This is a genomic window from Streptococcus mitis (assembly GCF_023109515.1).
Classification (GTDB): Bacteria; Bacillota; Bacilli; order Lactobacillales; family Streptococcaceae; genus Streptococcus; species Streptococcus mitis_CS.
Genome location: NZ_JALDUM010000004.1, coordinates 85847 through 102838 on the forward strand (window position 1 = coordinate 85847; position 16992 = coordinate 102838).

Here is a 16992-nt window from a genome sequence, read left to right on the forward strand (position 1 = left end):
ACTTATAGATTATGATTCTGTAATCTTGTCTATATGGGATTAGAACGAGAAAATCTACAGAGAATTGACAATCAAACCATTGAAAATTTTTACCAACTCTAAGATGACTCTCATCTCAACCCAAAAAGAAAAGGAGCGGATATGATATCCTACTCCTTTTTCTTGTCAGAAAATCTAATTAGAATTAGTCTTCTTTTTTCTTGCGAGCAACAATTCCAAATCCGCTCAATACTCCAAAAAGTCCAAGTGCTGCTAGGCGAGCATTGTCTTCTGTACCAGTGTTTGGAAGTTCAGCTTGTCCTGTTTGAGGTAACTCTTCCCCAGATTCTGAGTGTTGCCCCTGAGATGACTTGTCCTCTTCTTGGGCAACCGCTTCATCTTGATGAGAACCTTCTTGTTTTGTAGGTTCATCAATCTTAACAGGATTTGACTGAAGGTATTCTTGATTCTGTGGTTTCGTTACATCATCACCTATTACCTCCGTATATAAATGGGTAATAATGCCATCTTTTTCATGGGTCATTGTATATCGATATTTCTTACCATTTTTCGATATGATATCAGATTTAGGAGCCAATTTACCAATTTGAATTGGAATAAGTTCTTCATTTGATCCAATAATAATATGACGAGTAATCAATAATGGAGCTACAGGATGAATCGCTGGTTCACCTTTCTCACTTACAACTCCTTCTGGCAATTCTGGTCGTACTTCCGGTTCACCCTTCTCACTCACAATACCTTCTGGTAATTCTGGTCGTACTTCCGGTTCTCCCTTCTCACTTACAACTCCCTCTGGTAATTCTGGTCGTACTTCTGGTTCACCCTTCTCACTTACAATTCCTTCTGGTAATTCCGGCTGTACTTCTGGTTCACCTTTTTCACTAAAGTATTCTAAAAAGTCATAAATAACTGTTTTTTCATTTTCATCAACTGTACCTATTTCAGGCGCTGATGTAGCACGATGTCCTTTGTAAATATAGCTTTTTCCGTCCTTTTTGATGACCGTATATGCTTCTGGAGAAATTGAAGTGTAAGAATCTCCAATGGATGCTTCTTTCGTTAACTGTTTCTCCATCGCTATTTCGGTATTCGTTCCTTCAATCATGTATTTTTCGAAGATATTTCCAGCTGTAGCTAATTTGTAAACATAGGTAATTTCAGTAGTTCCTGATGCAACTTTTCCTGTCTCAGCCGGAGAGCCAGTTTTCAGTCCTACTAGTTTATATTTTTTACCATCTTTGGTGATTTCTTGTAGTTTTACCGTTGTAGCATCATATGAAACCTCTTTGTTTGTTGTCGTTGGTGTTCCTACTACTACTTTTTGATTATCCTTATTTAAGTAATATTTAGTTTCTGTAGAAGATATCACTGCATCTTTAACAACATCTGTACTTTCTTTAATAGAAGTTCCATCCGCTAATTCATACTTAACAATGACACTACCTTTACTCTCAGTAGTTTCTGTTTCTTCCTTAGCGTAGATGTTTTTAACATTAGTTAGTTGATCACTAATATGGTAAGCACGGGTTGGTTGGTATAAGTCGTAATAATGAATTTCACTATAAATAGGCTCAGATATTGACGCATGTTGTTCATATTTCGTAGGTGCGGCAATTCTATATCGAACTCCATCTTTTTCATATTCTTTATATAATTGGCCTAATCCATATTGATATCTAGTATCTTCACTATAATATTTCGAACCAAAATAGCCAAATCTATAAGCTAAATAAGTTTTTTCTGGTTGATTAGAATCATCATCTTCACTAGGATAATAAGAATCTGTACTCTTATCTCCTAGTTTAAAATCTACATTTACTTCAAACACATTTTTTACAAAATTTGCATTTGTTGGAACTTGGTCGACATACTGAATTGCTTTATGAGCCTCTTTAAACTTCGTGACATTTGCTTTTTCACTCTCGTAGTTAGCAGTGTCTTTAAACTCTTCAATATTTCCAACAAATTTTGGTTCTACTTTATCTCGAGAATTTTTCCATCCTACTGTAATTTCTTTTTCGCCAAACATTTCTTTTAGCTTAGTTATATATTCTGTCACATCGTTATATTTTACAAACTTTCCGTTTTCTCTTATATAACCATTAAACTCCTGATGTACAGAATAAGTAGGACGATTCTTATTATCTACTGCATTTTTATTTGTTAATGTAACCTTATAGATTTCTTCCCATGTCTTTTCTTTTTCAGAGTTAGTGACATCTTCGTCTTTTAAATCTCTTAATCTCTCATCTAAAAGATTATTTAAGCCTTCCTCTAATGCTTTCTCATTAAAAAATGCACCCGCCGTATACGCTTCTTGTTCCGTTGCTGTAGAAACAGATTCTTTTAATGCTACCTCATTTTTTTCAACAACTAATATAGTATCTCCTTCCTTAATTCCACCATCAGTTGTTATATTTTCTTTTGTAAAATCTTTAGCATCATTTTCACCTTGTTTAAATGTTTCAACAGCCCAAGAATCATTGGCTGTAGTTGGTTTTGTGGCTAAAACATACTTCCCATATTTTCCTTCATCAGTTTCAGAAACTAACCAAACTCGACTACCTTCTTTAATATTGTTATAGCGAATACTTCCATCTTCATTATGCAAGTTTCCAGGATTTGCATGTACTGTAATATCATTGAAAGTTGTTTCCTTAGTAGTCCCCTCATGTTTATCTACTTCTGTATCAATCTTATGATATTTTTCTCCGTTCTTTTCTAAAACTTTATCAGCTTCTTTGATTTTACTTAAAACATCATTAGTTAAATTTGCTACATTTCCTTCATAACGTTTGCCAAAAAGTCCACGAATTTTATAATCCATAGTAGTACTAGAAAGGTGTTTATCACCAACAGGAATTTCTACATCAGATTCTTCTTTCAGCACTTCGCCTTCTTTTGTGACATAAGAAATTTTTGAATCCTTAAAGTTATCTTCTCCTTGTTTTTTTATAGTTTCCTTTTCAACTCTGTCTAAATTATATTTGGCTCTACCTTCATTCTCGCGATGATTTCTTTCATATCCATCTTCTGTCCCCGTTGCATGATAATTCAAACCATCAAACACATGCATTTTCGGCATTGTATAACTACCCACACCATTACTCAATGTTTCCATTTTCACATTATCTTTTGCAGGTGTTACTGTAGTTTCATTAGCTGTATTTGTAGTTTCTTCAGCCAATACCGGACTAGCTCCAACAACCATCATCCCTAATAAAACAGACGCTGCACCAATTCCTTTATATTTACGTAATGAATATTTTTGAATTGTATCTTTTTTCATAAGGTCTTTTCCCTTTTATTTCTTTCTACTCATTATAAAAAATTATACTAACTATACTAGTATATCACTCTTAGTTTCCTTTATCAAACAATTATACATAAAGGAAATTAAAAAAAATAGATAATAAGATATCCAATAAAATCTCATTATCTATTTCATTTTTAGGCGTTCATGAGTGATAAATATCTCTTAGAAACTTGTTCTTTTGAATAGCGATTCACAAACTTACTTGTATTTTCTAGCTCGATTTCTTTATCAGTCTCATATAAACACTTGATAAGATGCGCTAAATCCTCTGGTGTATCATATAAGCAAATATCTGAGTTCTTAGATGCATAATATTGATGAGCAATTTCAACATTAGAAAGCAAGGGAATCAATCCAAAACTCATGGCTTCAACGCAGGCATTGGCAAATAATTCCTTTTGGGAAGTTGAAATATAGCCATCATGTTCCCAATAAGGTACCTCATCTACATATCCAACAACATGAATGGTAGATGGCAAAGTCGGATACTCTTTCTTCAATTTGTCAATATCTCCACCATATAAGAATACCTCTACAGGTAGGTCTTCTTGTTCTAACTTCCTAAAGGCTTCTATAATCCATTCTACCCTTTTTACCTTACTCATATTCCCTACATAACAATAGGAACTAGGCTTTCTTCTTTGTAATACTACTGAGGAAACTTGAGGTGCAAAAATCGGTGGCATAAATTGTGCGTGATACCCTAAATCTTGCAAGATTGATGTTAATACTTCTGACGCTACTAAATATCTAGTTTTTCTTCTTAGATTATGAGCTGGATTTAGCAATACATTATCATGGATATATTCCCAATAGAGACGGTTTGTATTTTCTACAAAGCGCCATAATTTGGGAGTCACCACGTTATGTTGATCTCGAATTAAGATGTCTTTCTTATCTGTAAGACTGATTAATACCTGAATCAATAAGTCTTCATAGGTTAACCATTCTCCATCTTTATAATATAAATAATTGTCCTCCATCATATAAATGGGACTTGGTTCTTCTCTTGGCTTATAGTACCGTGCCCGCATCGCTGTCGAACCATCTCGATTTAACCATTCCAGTTCTTCTTTTTTATTTTTCTTTAAATATAATCCTGAAGTAAAATATAGGGTTTCGTCTTCTAATTCAATGCTAGCCACAAATCCATTAATCACAGTCATTTTTCCATTAGGATACCTATCAATCATATCAGAAGGGTATACACTTAATTCATCATGACCAATATCTGATTGATAATGGCTTACACTCACTAATTCATCCCTTTGGAAGCCTATTTGTTCATAGCCTGCCTTCCAATCGGGTCGAACTTGAGGATGGGTTAAAATATATAGATGTCCCCAACCTAAATAATCTGCAATTTTCTTTCTGGATAATTGGGATGATTCAAATCCATATTTTCTAACCTCTCTTTGCCAGAGCCCTGGATGTATTGTAACCATTTTAGTCATAACAATCTCCTATCATATACGGTAACCTTTGCGACTCATTTATCTGTACTTGTTTGTCAGAAAGATTTACTAATCTGAATTATATCATATGAATCATACTTTTACTAGATTCTATCAATATACTTAACATCTACTTAATACCCCAATAAAAAATCCAAGCTAGTGCATGGATTTACATTTCCTAATATATATATATATTTATGCTACCAGCCAAGTGAAACCCTTTCAAACTGACAACCCAAGCGTCGCAATTCTTTTTGACGGTCCTCATAGTAGGGGAGGGAAATGCCTGTGATGGTCACATGGGGCAGGTCTTTAAGGTGCAGGCTGACTGATGAAGTAAAATGATAGACATGAACGAACTCGTATTCTTGAAAGAGTTGGGCTAGGACATCTTCAAAGATCAGCTCCGTCTCCAAGTAGGTCACATCAGGGATAGTGAAGGTTTCCTTGGGATGGGGTAGATAGAGGTCAATGGCCAAGGCCTTGGCATAGGTGCTGATAAAGCGGATGGAAATTTGATCGTCCTCTTCAGAGAACTTTTGCCCCAGCAGAACCTTGACTGTCTTGCCATTTGAGACGGGTGCTTGGGGCAGGTCAAAAAAATGCTCCAGATAGACTAGCTTTTCTCTAGCTACGACATGGTAGTCACTGCGATAGAGGGTGTAGTGTTTTTCCGTCCGCTCAATCAAGTCATCTCTGGTCAAGCCCAAAGGCCCTACCTGACTAGGTTGAAGAGGGAGGGCATACATTCCCAAAGGGTAAATATCCGCATAACCATCATCGAAACTCATGAGGTGTTGGTAGTTTGAACTAGCAACCAAGTCCAGAATCAAGCTATTGTCAAAGCTAGCATAAAAGATGGTGTCATAGTCGCCGGCAAGCTCCTGACAAATATGAGCCAAGGCCTCTGCATCCTGAGGATAATAAACATGATTAAAATCCTTGGCATAATGCTCCTGTCGGGCATTTTTGACAGGACTGATATAAAGACTGACGAAGTCCTGATCAGGATAGAGTCCTTTGATATGCTGGGCAATCTTGGCCTGCAAGGGCGTTGTGGCAATGATGAGGTGTTTCATCTCTTTGATTCTCCTAGGTGGTGATGTTTCAACAAGGTCTCAACGACTTCAAAGTCCAAGGCATCGTCGATATCATAAGAATAGAGTTTGGGCATTTCATAGGCTACTGTCTTATCCGTGTAAAAGGTCTCATCTCGTAGGTAAAGGTCCTTGCGAGAAATCCAGATACTACCGTTAGGATAGTAATAGACAGGCTCTTTCTGCCGAGCATAGTGCTTGGAAACCTGAGGTGGACGGATAAAAGCTGACTCCCCTAGCTGCAAGAAAAGACTACGACTCTTGTCCGCCTTAACACAGGAAATCAAATGGTCGGCACCAGACTGACAGTAGAGCTGATAGGATTCGATGAGGTGCTCTACCTCTCTAAGAGGTGAAGTCACCTGTAGATTCACAAAGACCTGCTCTTCCTCAAAGGGCTGTAAAAAGTCGCGTAAGGTTTCTAAGCTAGAGGTTGTTGCCAATGCCAATTCTTTTGGTCTGTGGACACAACGAATCTCTGGATAGGCTTGTCGACAGAGTTCTAGATAGACCAGTGAGTCTGAGGATACCCAGATGTCACTAAATAGCTTGGAGGCTAGAGCGACTTCTATGGTATAGAAAACCAAGGGTTTGCCTGCAAGCGGTTTGATATTTTTATCTACTAAGCCGCGTGAACCCGAACGAATCAAAATGACGGCTATGGGTTTAGATTTTGCTTTCATATAGTCTTCCTTTAGTTTTCTATTGTATTGGACTAGTAAGAAAAGCTAGATTGATCAACTTACAACATCCTAGAAGTTCCTATCTAATAGTTCTCTATATATTTGAGCTACTTTTTCCAGAGAATAGCGAGAGGCTAAAGCTAGATTTTTTTCATTTAATAGATGAAAATCAGGCTGCTCCATCTCTTCTATCTTTTGAATCAACTCTGATTTAGTTTTAAACAAGTTGATAGCATTGGACTGGCTAGCATAGAAACGATGAGCGATATCCACATCCGATAATAAGGCTAACAAACCTTGATTCAAGGCTTCAACACAGGCATTAGCAAATAACTCTGTGTAACTTGCAGACAGATAGCATTGGTGGAGATGATAAGGCACTTCGTTAACGATACCTTTAAAGTGAATGGTTGGCGGAAGATCATATTGATTCTGTAATTCTGCTAGACGTTCCTCTGAGCCGCCATAAAAGGTAATCTTGGCCTTAGAACCACGTTTATAGAGTTCGATAAAGGCTTCAATGACAAGTTCAACGTTCTTGCCTTCTCTCATATGACCCACTAGGCAATAGTCCAAAACAGGTCCGATTTTTCTTAGCTGACCCAATTTTTCTGTAAACATTGGTGGTAAAAACTTGGTGTCATACCCTTGTTTCGCCAAAGTATCAGTCAACACTTCACTGGCGACTAGATATTTGTTTGCCTTGCGCAGATTGGCGAGGCGTAAGTCTCGCATGACATTTTCATGGACGACTTCATAGTAATTTTTGTCCGTGTTTTCCATGTAACGCCAGAGGCTGGGTTTGGGAACGATTTGTTGGTCACGGATGAAGAGGTCAGTTTGTTTTGCCCATCTGGCTAGGAATTTAACCAACAAGTCCTCTTCAGAACGGATTTCTCCTCCTATGCGGTAGATATACTCTGGATAAAAGATGGTTACAGGAGAGGGGTCTTTAAAGGGATCGATAAAGCGTCCTTCCAGAGCCAATTCTCCATTTTCATGATACCAACGAAGTTCCTTTTCCTTGAAATCTTCAAACAAGAAGGGCCCCTTGGTATAGTAATATCTGCCCGAGCCATCTCCTAGGGTAACTGAGGCCACAAAACCGTCTTCATTGAGTTCAACCTGATCTCCATCTGCTAGCGTTAAACTTTCTGGTTTCACTGATAAATCTGCATGGCCTATATCTGAAAAACTATGAGGGACGCAAATCAGTTATTTTTCTAAAAATCCTAACTTGATTAAATCTTTCTTCCAATCAGGTCGTAGCTGGGGACTTGACATGAGGTGGACGTAGTCTAAGCCTAGATGTCGTGCGATACGCGATCGATAGACTTGGGTACTCTCAAAACCATAGCGATGGATTTCCTTGACTGGATGAATAGTGACAATTCTCGACATGCTATACACTCTTTCTCTCTTATTTTCTGCTTACAAAGGAAAAAACACCCTCACAAAAAGGCGAGGGTGGTTCATCCGTTACAATGCTTGGGGATTTCCTAGCAAGTTCCCCCTCAAAAGGACTTTATGCTATTCTATCACAAAGACTGACCATCTGCAAGATAGACTGGTTTAGACAGGATAGCTTGGGGGAGTTTTCTGATTATTTATAAATCGATTCTCTGAAATCATCTGTGCTACGTAGATAGGCATTGTAGATTTTTTGTTTACAACTTTCAAGAAAATGGAGAAGGTAAACTAGCCTTCCCCATTTTAAGGTTATATAATTTTGCAACTTTGTTGTAAAAAGCTATTGAAACAGACTATTTGTTCATTAGTTGCCTAGTTTACCCATTCACCATTTCCATTTACTTTATAACCGTCTGGTGTTGTTGTGCTCACAGCCAAAGCTCCAGAATCGTAGGCATAGTACCAGTGCGGTCCAACTTTAAACCAACCTGTCTTCATGATACCTGCTTCGTCAAGATAATACCAAGTACCATTTTCCTTGTACCAGCCTGTCTTCATAGCTCCTGAGCCATCAAAGTAGAACCATCTATTTCCGTCTGTACCCCAGCCTGTAAACATAGCACCTGAGCTACTCAAGTAATACCAGCTACCATCTACTTTTACAAATCCAGTTTGCATGACACCTAGGTCATCCAAGTAGTACCATTTACCATCCGTTTTCACCCAGCCTGTCTTCAGATCACCAGACTCATAGAAATACCATTTTCCATTAGATTGCACCCAACCAGATTGGTCTGAACTAGAAGTTCTAAATTCTTTCAGCGCTTTTTCTACAACGACTGCTTTACTTTTAACTGTTGAAAGGTTTGAGGAGGTCACTTCTGTATACTGAATAGCAGGACCATATCCACCAGCCAATTCCTCTGAAGAAGCATCATCACCTAAAGCTAGAGAAATCGTTGCTACTTTCTGAGAACTAGCTGAATTTCTAAAGGCCGCGAGCCCCACATATGTAAATTTAGAATTGATCAAAGCCTCATAATAACCTGTAAATTCTTTAGATGTTTCACCCTTCTTTTTCGCTACATAATTCGCCTTCTCAGCATGCCAGTTTTCAATTGCTTTTAGAAAACCTTCATAGTTCACATCTAAAGCTTCTCCTCTTATACTATTACTAGATGGAAAAGCAGTCCAGATTTCTTTCGTAGAAAGACGCTCAGGTTTCAGAGTTACTGACACCTCAGTAGCTCGTACAAAAGCAGTTTTCTCAAGATCAGTAGACCATTTGATAGGGACATACTTATCTACCAAACCTTCATCAGCTGCTTCCTTACGAATCTTATTAATCGCATCCAAAATAGTTTGTTTATTTGGGGTTAAAAATTCTCCCTTAATCCCAACCAAAACATTGCCATTAGAAGGATTTAGCACTTCTGAGCTCAAGACATTTTCATTTCTACCATCAGCAGATTGTGTTGCCACCAATCTGTCATTTGCAAAAACATCATTTGTCAAAACTGCTCCACCTAAAGTCAAAGCCAAGGCACTAGCAAATACAATTTTCTTCATTTTTTCTCCTTTTATCCTTTAGATAGGACAGGTATTTTCAATATTAAATTATATCATATTTTCCTATTCTTTGCCCATTTCTACTAATGTTATAAGGTAAATACTATTCCCCAAAAAGTAGAAATTCCTATCCTTTTATTTCACAACAAGCTCATAACGTGTCTTACTTGTAAAGGTTTGACCGGCTTTAAGAATGACTTGGCCTTTGAGGTCACTGTGAATGGCATCTGGTAAAGCTTGCGCTTCAAGGGCAATCCCATTGTGCTGTACCATGGGCTGACCTCCTATGATGACACTTTCATCCACAAAGTTTGCTGTGTAGACTACAAAGCAAGGAGCTTCTGTCTTGAAAAGCAGGAAGCGACCTGAATTTTGGTCATAAAGGAATCCAGCATTGTCATGGCCTGCAGGAAGGGCAAATGGGTGATCCAAACCTGATACCAGCTGGATTTGCTCATCTTCTTCTGCAAAGATATCCTTCAACAAGGCACCATTATAGATGTGTTTAACCACATCACGAGTAGCATCTGGAGTTTTGGCAGGAACACCGTCGGGAGCAATTGGGTAAATGCCCTCTGTGTTAAGTTGGAAGACATGGCGGTCAATCGTCTGCGTGAAATCACCAGACAAGTTGAAATAGCTGTGGTTGGTTGGATTGACCAGCGTATCCTGATCGGTCGTTACCTTGTAGCTGATTTCATAGGCACCAGTTTCTTCCAAGTGGTAACTGATCCAAATCTTGAGATTCCCAGGAAATCCTCCTGTCCCATCTGTACGCTCTGTGTAGAGGGTCAAGCCATGGTCGCTCACCTCAACTAGTTCAAACAAGCTGGAATCCCAACCAGTTGAACCACTGTGGTTACAGTTGCTAGCATTGTTAACTTCAAGGTCATAGTTCTTGCCATTAAGCTCAAAGGTCGCACCTGCAATACGGCCTGCCACAGGACCTACGCTAGCTCCATGCTTGGGACTATTGCCTACATAGCTGTCAAAATCATCAAACGCCAATATAACGTTGGCAAAATTTCCAGCCTTGTCAGGTGTGACATAGCGCAAGATGGTCGCACCATAAGTCATAACCTCAAGTTGGTAGCCACCGTCCGTCTCAAAGCGATAGACCAAGACATCCTTGCCCTCAACATTTCCAAATACACGCTCTGTGTATGCTTTCATTCTCTTCTCCTTTTTCTATTTCTCTCAATCAAACAAACCATAGAAAGCGAATTGACAATCTATGGTTTATCTGATAGTTTACAAATCCTATTGTCAAGAATTCATAAATATTGCCTTATACTCAATGAAAATCAAAGAGCAAACTAGGAAGCTAGCCGCAGACTGCTCAAAGCACTGCTTTGAGGTTGTAAATAAGACTGACGAAGTCAGTAACATATACCTACGGCAAGGCTACACTAGTATGGTTTAAAGAGATTTTCTAAGAGTATTACTTTTGATATTCGTGGATGATAACACCTTGTACCACACGGTTTACTGTACCTGTAGGAGACGGTGTATCTGGTTTATTTTCTACCTTGAGTGAAGTCAATAGGGCAAAGAGTTGGGCATAAACGATGTAAGGGAAGACACGGTAAATATCATTCAAGACACCACCACAACCAAGGGCCACTTCTTTGACATTTTCAAGACCAAAGGATTGATCACTCAAAAGCACAACACGACGAGCAATCTGATCACTAGCAACTTCACGAACCAAGTCTAGGTCGTACTTACGAGTATAGTCTGTCGTTGTACCAAAGACCAAAACAACTGTATCTTCGTTGATAAGAGATTTTGGACCGTGACGGAAGCCGACTGGGCTTTCATACATAGTCGCAACTTGACCAGCAGTCAGTTCCAAAATCTTAAGCTGAGCTTCATGAGCAAGACCGAAGAAAGGACCAGCGCCTAGATAGATGACACGGTTAAAGTCTAGGTCAACAAGTTCTTTGACATCCTCTGCATTGTCTAGAATTTTACGGGCAAGACTAGATACAACTTCAAAACGTTCAGCTTTAACAGCAAATTCTGTAGGATCAAAGACCAAGAGAGCTGTCAGCATCATAGACGTAAAGCTAGAAGTCATGGCAAAGCCAGCATCATTAGAGGCAGCTGGTTGCAAAAGTAAAAGATTGCGGTCATCGCCATGAGCTTGAAGAGCCAATTTACCATCTGCCGCACACGTAATAGTCACTTGATAAAGCTCATCCACCAAGGCTTTTGCCAAATCAACAGTCGCCACACTTTCAGGCGAGTTCCCACTACGAGCAAAAGACACAAGGACAGTTGCCACATCTTTTTTCAAATAAGTTTCTGGATTGGCAACGATATCTGTTGTCGCAATAGCATTGAAATTCCATTTGCGTTCGTCATAGACTTCCTTAAAGTAAGGTACCAAGGTATCTCCAACATAAGCAGAAGTCCCAGCACCTGTCAAGATAACCTTGATATAGTCATGTTTATCAGCAATCCCTTGTAAAAAGGCTGTAATTTCTTCACGCTTTGCTTGATAAGATTCAAAAGCTTCTTTCCATACATCAGGCTGTTGGTAGATTTCACGTGTCGTGATTTCTGCACCCAATTCGAGCAAGTCTTCTTTTGTATAATGTAGCATTGAGTTCCTCTTTTTCTATCAAATATGGGAATGGGAGTAAGCCCCATTCCCATGTATATTCTATATAAAATGCTCTAACGATTTTCACGTTGTCACATCGTATACTCAATGAAAATCAAAGAGCAAACTAGGAAACTAGCCACAGGCTGTACTTGAGTACGGCAAGGCGACCCTAGTATGGTTTAAAGAGATTTTCGAAGAGTATTATTCGTCTTCGTCATCATCGAAGCCCGCTAACAGGTCATTGACTTTCACAATACTTTCTGCAGCACGGTTCTTATAGTCCGCATCTGCGCCTGTAAGGCTCGCATTGATAAATTCAATCACCATTGGAAGATTCATCCCTGCGTAAAGTTCGATGTCACGACCTTCCATAATCAAACGGCTTACCACGTTACATGGTGTTCCACCGAGAAGATCCGCAAAGACTAGGAAATCATCTAATCCTTCAATAGCAGCTTCAAATTTTGCAGTAAATTCTTCTGGGCCATCTTCTGGAAGAAGAGCCACTGCATGAATATTGTCTTGTGGACCCATAATCATTTCAGTGCTACCTTTAAGTTCTTCACAGAAGCGACCATGACTCACCAAAATTAATGATTTAGCCATAAATTATGCGCCCATTCCAAGTACAAATTTACCAAAGGCAGAAAGACCTACTGCAAGAGCGATAATGATACCGATAGCTTTAGTAGAAGTCATACCTTTCTTACCAAGCAACCAGAAGATAAAGGCAGTAAAGATTGCTGGAAGCAAACGTGGGAAGATTTGGTTCAAGATGTCTTGGAAATCAATCATCTTTTCACCGATTGGCAACTTGTAAGAAATTTCAAAGTTGATCATTGTTGCTACAAGAGCACCCATCATGAAGACACCCAGTACAGATGCAGCGTCAATCAAAGCTGTCAATGTACTTTGCATGTTGTTGATAAGGTTAACCCCTTCTTTGTAGGCAAATTCCAACTGTTTCCAACGGAAGATGTCATAAGCAACTGCAACTGCGATCCAAAGGAAGATACCCCAAGGTTGGCCAGCGATAGCCATAGTTGCTGCGACTGACCCCATGATAGCAGGTACAAGCGAACCAAAGATTGTATCTCCAAGAGGAGCAAATGGCCCCATCAAACCTGTCTTGATACCGTTAACCGCATCTTTTGAACCTACACCATCTTTTTCTTCCATGGCAAGGTCAAAACCAGCGATAATGGTGTGGAAGAATGGTGAAGTATTGAAGAATTGAGTATGAACTTTCATCATTTCCTTCAATTCAGGAGTTCCATCCCCATACATTTTACGCAATTGAGGCAAAATCATGTAAAGGTAACCAGAAGCTTGCATACGTTCGTAGTTCCAACCCAATTGGAAAGTAAACAAGCTACGTTTGTTGATTTGATTAAAATCTTCTTTTGTAAGTTTGTAATTAGAATTCGTCATCTTCGATTTCCCCACTTTCTGATGGTGTAGAAGGTTCTGCTACAGCTACTTTTTGGCTATTTTTGAAGTGAAGCACTGCAAGGAAGATACCTACGATAGAGATACCAATCATAGACAAACCTTTGAAGTTGTTCACGAAACCAATTTTTTCAGCAACATCTTTCGGTAGAGTACCTACGATACCAGCAACAGCGCCACCAAGACCTGTTACATATGAGTAAAGAACAGTCAACATAGCTGTCAAACCAAATCCCATTGCAAGGTAGTGAAGGTTACGTTTAACTGGAAGGTAACGAAGCAAGATTGCAAATCCAAGACCTGGAAGCATACGTCCTGCAAGTGTCAAACCATCTGCAACCCACTGGTATTTTGTAACGAAGTCTACTACGTGTTGTACAAATTCACCACCAAATGCAAGCGCGAAGAAGACTGGAAGGGCACGAGATAAAGCCCAAGGAATCGCACCAAGTAGGTAGTTACGTTCAATACCTTTGTAATCAAAGCGTTCGATTGCCGCATCCACACGGTGAGCAAAGAAGGTAGTAGTCATACGACCAAGAACGTCGAAGTAAGTCAAGAGAGCTGCTACTGGCACAGCGATTGTTGTAATCGCAAGTGCTGTATCAATTCCTTGTGAAACAGAGAAGGCTGTCGCAAGAACCGCACCAGAAGTTGCGTCGATACGAGAAGCACCACCGAAGGTACCAACCCCAAGAACGAATAGCTGCAAGTTACCACCGATAAGCAGACCCGTAGTCACATCTCCCATAATTAAACCAGTAATGAAACCAGCAAATACAGGGGAACCTGCAGATGAAACGATCGTCAACTCATCACAGATTTGATAAGCTGAGTACAAAGTGAGAAGTAAAATTTGCCACCATTGTATCATAACAATGACCTCCTAAAAATTTTTTCCTATTTTAATAAGCTCAAAAAGTCTGAAATTGGATCATTTGGAACCATTTGAGCAGTAAGTTTAACACCTTTTTCTGCCAATTTGTGGAAGTCTTCCACATCCTTGTCCACTACGTTGATAGAACGTGTGATGGCACGAGTTTCTGGTGTTTGAGACATATTCCCAACATTAAGGGTTTCAAGTGGTACACCTGCTTCGACCAAACCAAGGAAGCGGTCTGGTTTACGAGCCACGATAAAGAGACGTTGGCTATCGTATTTTCCAGCAAGAATATTGGCTGCCGCTTTTTCAATTGGCAAAATACTCAATTTTACACCTGGTGGTGTCGCAAGTTTCAAACCACTCTTTTCAACGTCGTTGTTGACAACTTCATCATCTACAACCATAATACGTGAAACATTTAGTTTTCCAGCCCAAAGATTGGCTACTTGTCCGTGGATCAAACGTCCATCGATACGGCATCCTACAATTGTCATAAGTTTTCCCCCTTTATGTGTTTTAGTGTAGGTTTTCGAGTTAAATGAATCTCTTCTTTATATTCACCCTCTGTCTCAAAGATGATGATACGATTGGCACCTTCCTTGAGATAGCTATGAGGAATATAAAGAGAGAGGGTTGGGCCGACGTTCCAAAAACGTCCTAGATTCTGCCCATTGACAAAGGCAACTCCCTTACCAAACTCAGATAAGTCTAGGTAAGTATCTTTTGGCTCCTCGACTGTAAAGTCATAAGCGTAAAAGGCTGGTTGTCCTTCTGTCCATCCTTTTGAAAAATCAATTTTCTCAGGATTATCTAGTGGGAGTGGATAGTGTTTCCAGTTTAGTAAGAAGTGCAAATCCTTACAAACCCCTGTCCGAATTCCCTTACGTTGCGTATCTGCTAAGAACTTATGTCCATAGTTGACACGCCCCATATTTTCTACCAAGATATCTAGCCTAGATAGCGCTTTCTTTTTACCTTGATAAAAAATATCTTCCCCAATTTCTGTCTGATATTGGGTTTCGACCCACTGACCATCGACATAAAGCTGAGCTCTATCTCGACCGTCAATGATACGAAGTCTTTCTTCTTCTGCATCCCAGTTTGTTTCTGTTCGATAGAGTAGATAGCCATAGCTTTGTCCCAACTCCTCCATCTTTTTAGGATAGAGGCTTTCTACTGGACTTGACAAGCTATACAAGGTTTCAAACAAGGACACTTTTTCAACTAGTGGAATAGCATCCAACTCCATACTCTCTTTGTAGAGTGGTTCCAGCTGCGGATACTCTGGAAAATGTGTTGCCATCATCTTCTTGACTGCCAGATATTTGGCAGTTGGATTTCCTTCCTCATCTAGGAGGGCATCGTAATCATAAGATGTAACTTGTGGCAGGTCCAAAGTCCCTCGAGCTGAGCAACCATTCATGAAACCAAAGTTTGTACCACCGTGGAACATATAAAGATTGATAGAGCCTTGTTCCAAAACTTCTCGAACTGCATCTGCCAACTCTTTTGGATCCCGTGTGATAATCGGTTCTTTCCAACGATTGAACCAGCCGTCCCAGAACTCCATACACATGAGCGGCCATTTCTTGCCATGTTCATCAAAGAATTCCTGCATCTGTGAAAAGTTGTACGGAGCTTTAGAACCAAAGTTTCCTGTCACAAAGAGATCATCTTCGATCAAAGTTCCAGCTTTCAGAGTAGCTCGCCATGGACCATCTGATGTAAAGAGGGGACAGGTTACGCCACGTTCTTCCATCAACTGTCGAATTGCTCTTAGGTAAGCCTTATCTTCGCCATAAGAACCATATTCATTTTCAACCTGCATCATAAGGATATTGCCACCATTGTCCAACAAATGTGGCACCAACCGTGACAAGAGCTGGTCATAGTAGCGACCGACAGCTTCAATATAAGCAGGATCTGAGGAACGAAGCCTCATATTCTTTGTTAAGAGCCAGGCTGGTAAGCCACCGAATTCCCACTCTGCACAGATGAAGGGTGACGGACGAACGATAGCGTAGAGACCCAAATCTTGTGCTGTCTGAAGAAATTGCTCCAAATCCAGAGCTCCTTCAAAGTGAAACTCACCCTCACGAGGCTCGTGTAAATTCCAGGCCACATAAGTCTCTACTGTATTAAAACCAAGAGCCTTCAAGTTATAGAGCGAATGATACCAATCTTCTGGAGGAACCCTAAAATAATGAATGGCGCCAGATAAAATCTTAAATGATTTTCCATCGAGATAAAAATCATCTCGTATCTCAAATCGTGTCATATTCTTACCTTCTGACAACTAAAGTTTACGCTTTCATTTGTTGATATAGTAAATATATCTCAATATCTTGCATTTGTCAATAGGTTTTCACAATTTTTTTCATTTTTCACTAAATTTTACACAAAAAACTTATAAAAATCTTGTAATCTATAGTCATAACAACATTTTAGCACCATGTATAAAAATGTAGGTTTTTCTATTTATTCCTATGTAAATTAACCTTATAGCCTATTATT

14 protein-coding genes are annotated in these 16992 nt (G+C 39.4%); all 14 read right to left on the minus strand.

The features are described from left to right. Positions 1-184: 184 nt before the first annotated feature. The gene (locus M1G05_RS08790; RefSeq protein WP_247953568.1) at positions 185-3292 is read right to left on the minus strand and encodes a YSIRK-type signal peptide-containing protein; all 3108 of its coding nucleotides are present in this window, start codon (positions 3290-3292) and stop codon (positions 185-187) included. A 161-nt stretch (positions 3293-3453) separates the two neighbouring features. Then, positions 3454-4773, minus strand: a complete 1320-nt coding sequence (locus tag M1G05_RS08795) for a glycosyltransferase (RefSeq protein WP_247953569.1) — start codon at positions 4771-4773, stop codon at positions 3454-3456. 203 nt (positions 4774-4976) lie between these two features. After that, positions 4977-5855: a glycosyltransferase family 52 gene (locus tag M1G05_RS08800; RefSeq protein WP_247953570.1), complete on the minus strand. Its 879-nt coding sequence runs from the start codon at positions 5853-5855 to the stop codon at positions 4977-4979. After that, positions 5852-6556 carry an acylneuraminate cytidylyltransferase family protein gene (locus M1G05_RS08805; RefSeq protein WP_247953571.1) on the minus strand — a complete coding sequence of 235 codons (705 nt, stop codon included), beginning with the start codon at positions 6554-6556 and terminating at the stop codon, positions 5852-5854. Before M1G05_RS08805 ends, M1G05_RS08800 begins: the two co-directional genes overlap by 4 nt. 69 nt (positions 6557-6625) lie before the next feature. Further along, positions 6626-7720: a glycosyltransferase gene (locus M1G05_RS10075; protein WP_247953572.1), complete on the minus strand. Its 1095-nt coding sequence runs from the start codon at positions 7718-7720 to the stop codon at positions 6626-6628. Positions 7721-7771: 51 nt separating this feature from the next. Further along, positions 7772-7957 carry a hypothetical protein gene (locus M1G05_RS08815; protein WP_125443489.1) on the minus strand — a complete coding sequence of 62 codons (186 nt, stop codon included), beginning with the start codon at positions 7955-7957 and terminating at the stop codon, positions 7772-7774. 381 nt (positions 7958-8338) lie between these two features. Next, complete coding sequence (locus tag M1G05_RS08820) at positions 8339-9535, minus strand: CAP domain-containing protein (protein ID WP_247953573.1); 1197 nt, start codon at positions 9533-9535, stop codon at positions 8339-8341. A 135-nt stretch (positions 9536-9670) separates the two neighbouring features. Further along, the gene (locus M1G05_RS08825) at positions 9671-10708 is read right to left on the minus strand and encodes an aldose epimerase family protein (RefSeq protein ID WP_247953574.1); all 1038 of its coding nucleotides are present in this window, start codon (positions 10706-10708) and stop codon (positions 9671-9673) included. A gap of 268 nt (positions 10709-10976) precedes the next feature. Further along, a complete protein-coding gene (locus M1G05_RS08830) occupies positions 10977-12143 on the minus strand; it encodes an SIS domain-containing protein (protein ID WP_125416725.1) in 1167 nt (388 codons plus the stop codon). A gap of 204 nt (positions 12144-12347) precedes the next feature. Next, the gene (locus tag M1G05_RS08835) at positions 12348-12752 is read right to left on the minus strand and encodes a PTS sugar transporter subunit IIA (RefSeq protein WP_020903318.1); all 405 of its coding nucleotides are present in this window, start codon (positions 12750-12752) and stop codon (positions 12348-12350) included. 3 nt (positions 12753-12755) lie between these two features. Further along, positions 12756-13577 (minus strand): PTS system mannose/fructose/sorbose family transporter subunit IID, encoded by an 822-nt coding sequence (locus M1G05_RS08840; protein WP_033685252.1) that lies wholly within the window; start codon positions 13575-13577, stop codon positions 12756-12758. After that, a complete protein-coding gene (locus M1G05_RS08845) occupies positions 13564-14469 on the minus strand; it encodes a PTS mannose/fructose/sorbose/N-acetylgalactosamine transporter subunit IIC (RefSeq protein ID WP_023944066.1) in 906 nt (301 codons plus the stop codon). Before M1G05_RS08845 ends, M1G05_RS08840 begins: the two co-directional genes overlap by 14 nt. 26 nt (positions 14470-14495) lie before the next feature. After that, positions 14496-14972, minus strand: coding sequence for a PTS sugar transporter subunit IIB (locus M1G05_RS08850; RefSeq protein WP_000156970.1), 477 nt, complete (start codon positions 14970-14972; stop codon positions 14496-14498). Further along, a complete protein-coding gene (locus M1G05_RS08855) occupies positions 14969-16756 on the minus strand; it encodes a glycoside hydrolase family 35 protein (RefSeq protein WP_247953575.1) in 1788 nt (595 codons plus the stop codon). The genes M1G05_RS08850 and M1G05_RS08855 overlap by 4 nt, the downstream gene beginning before the upstream one ends. Between the last annotated feature and the right edge of the window lie 236 nt (positions 16757-16992).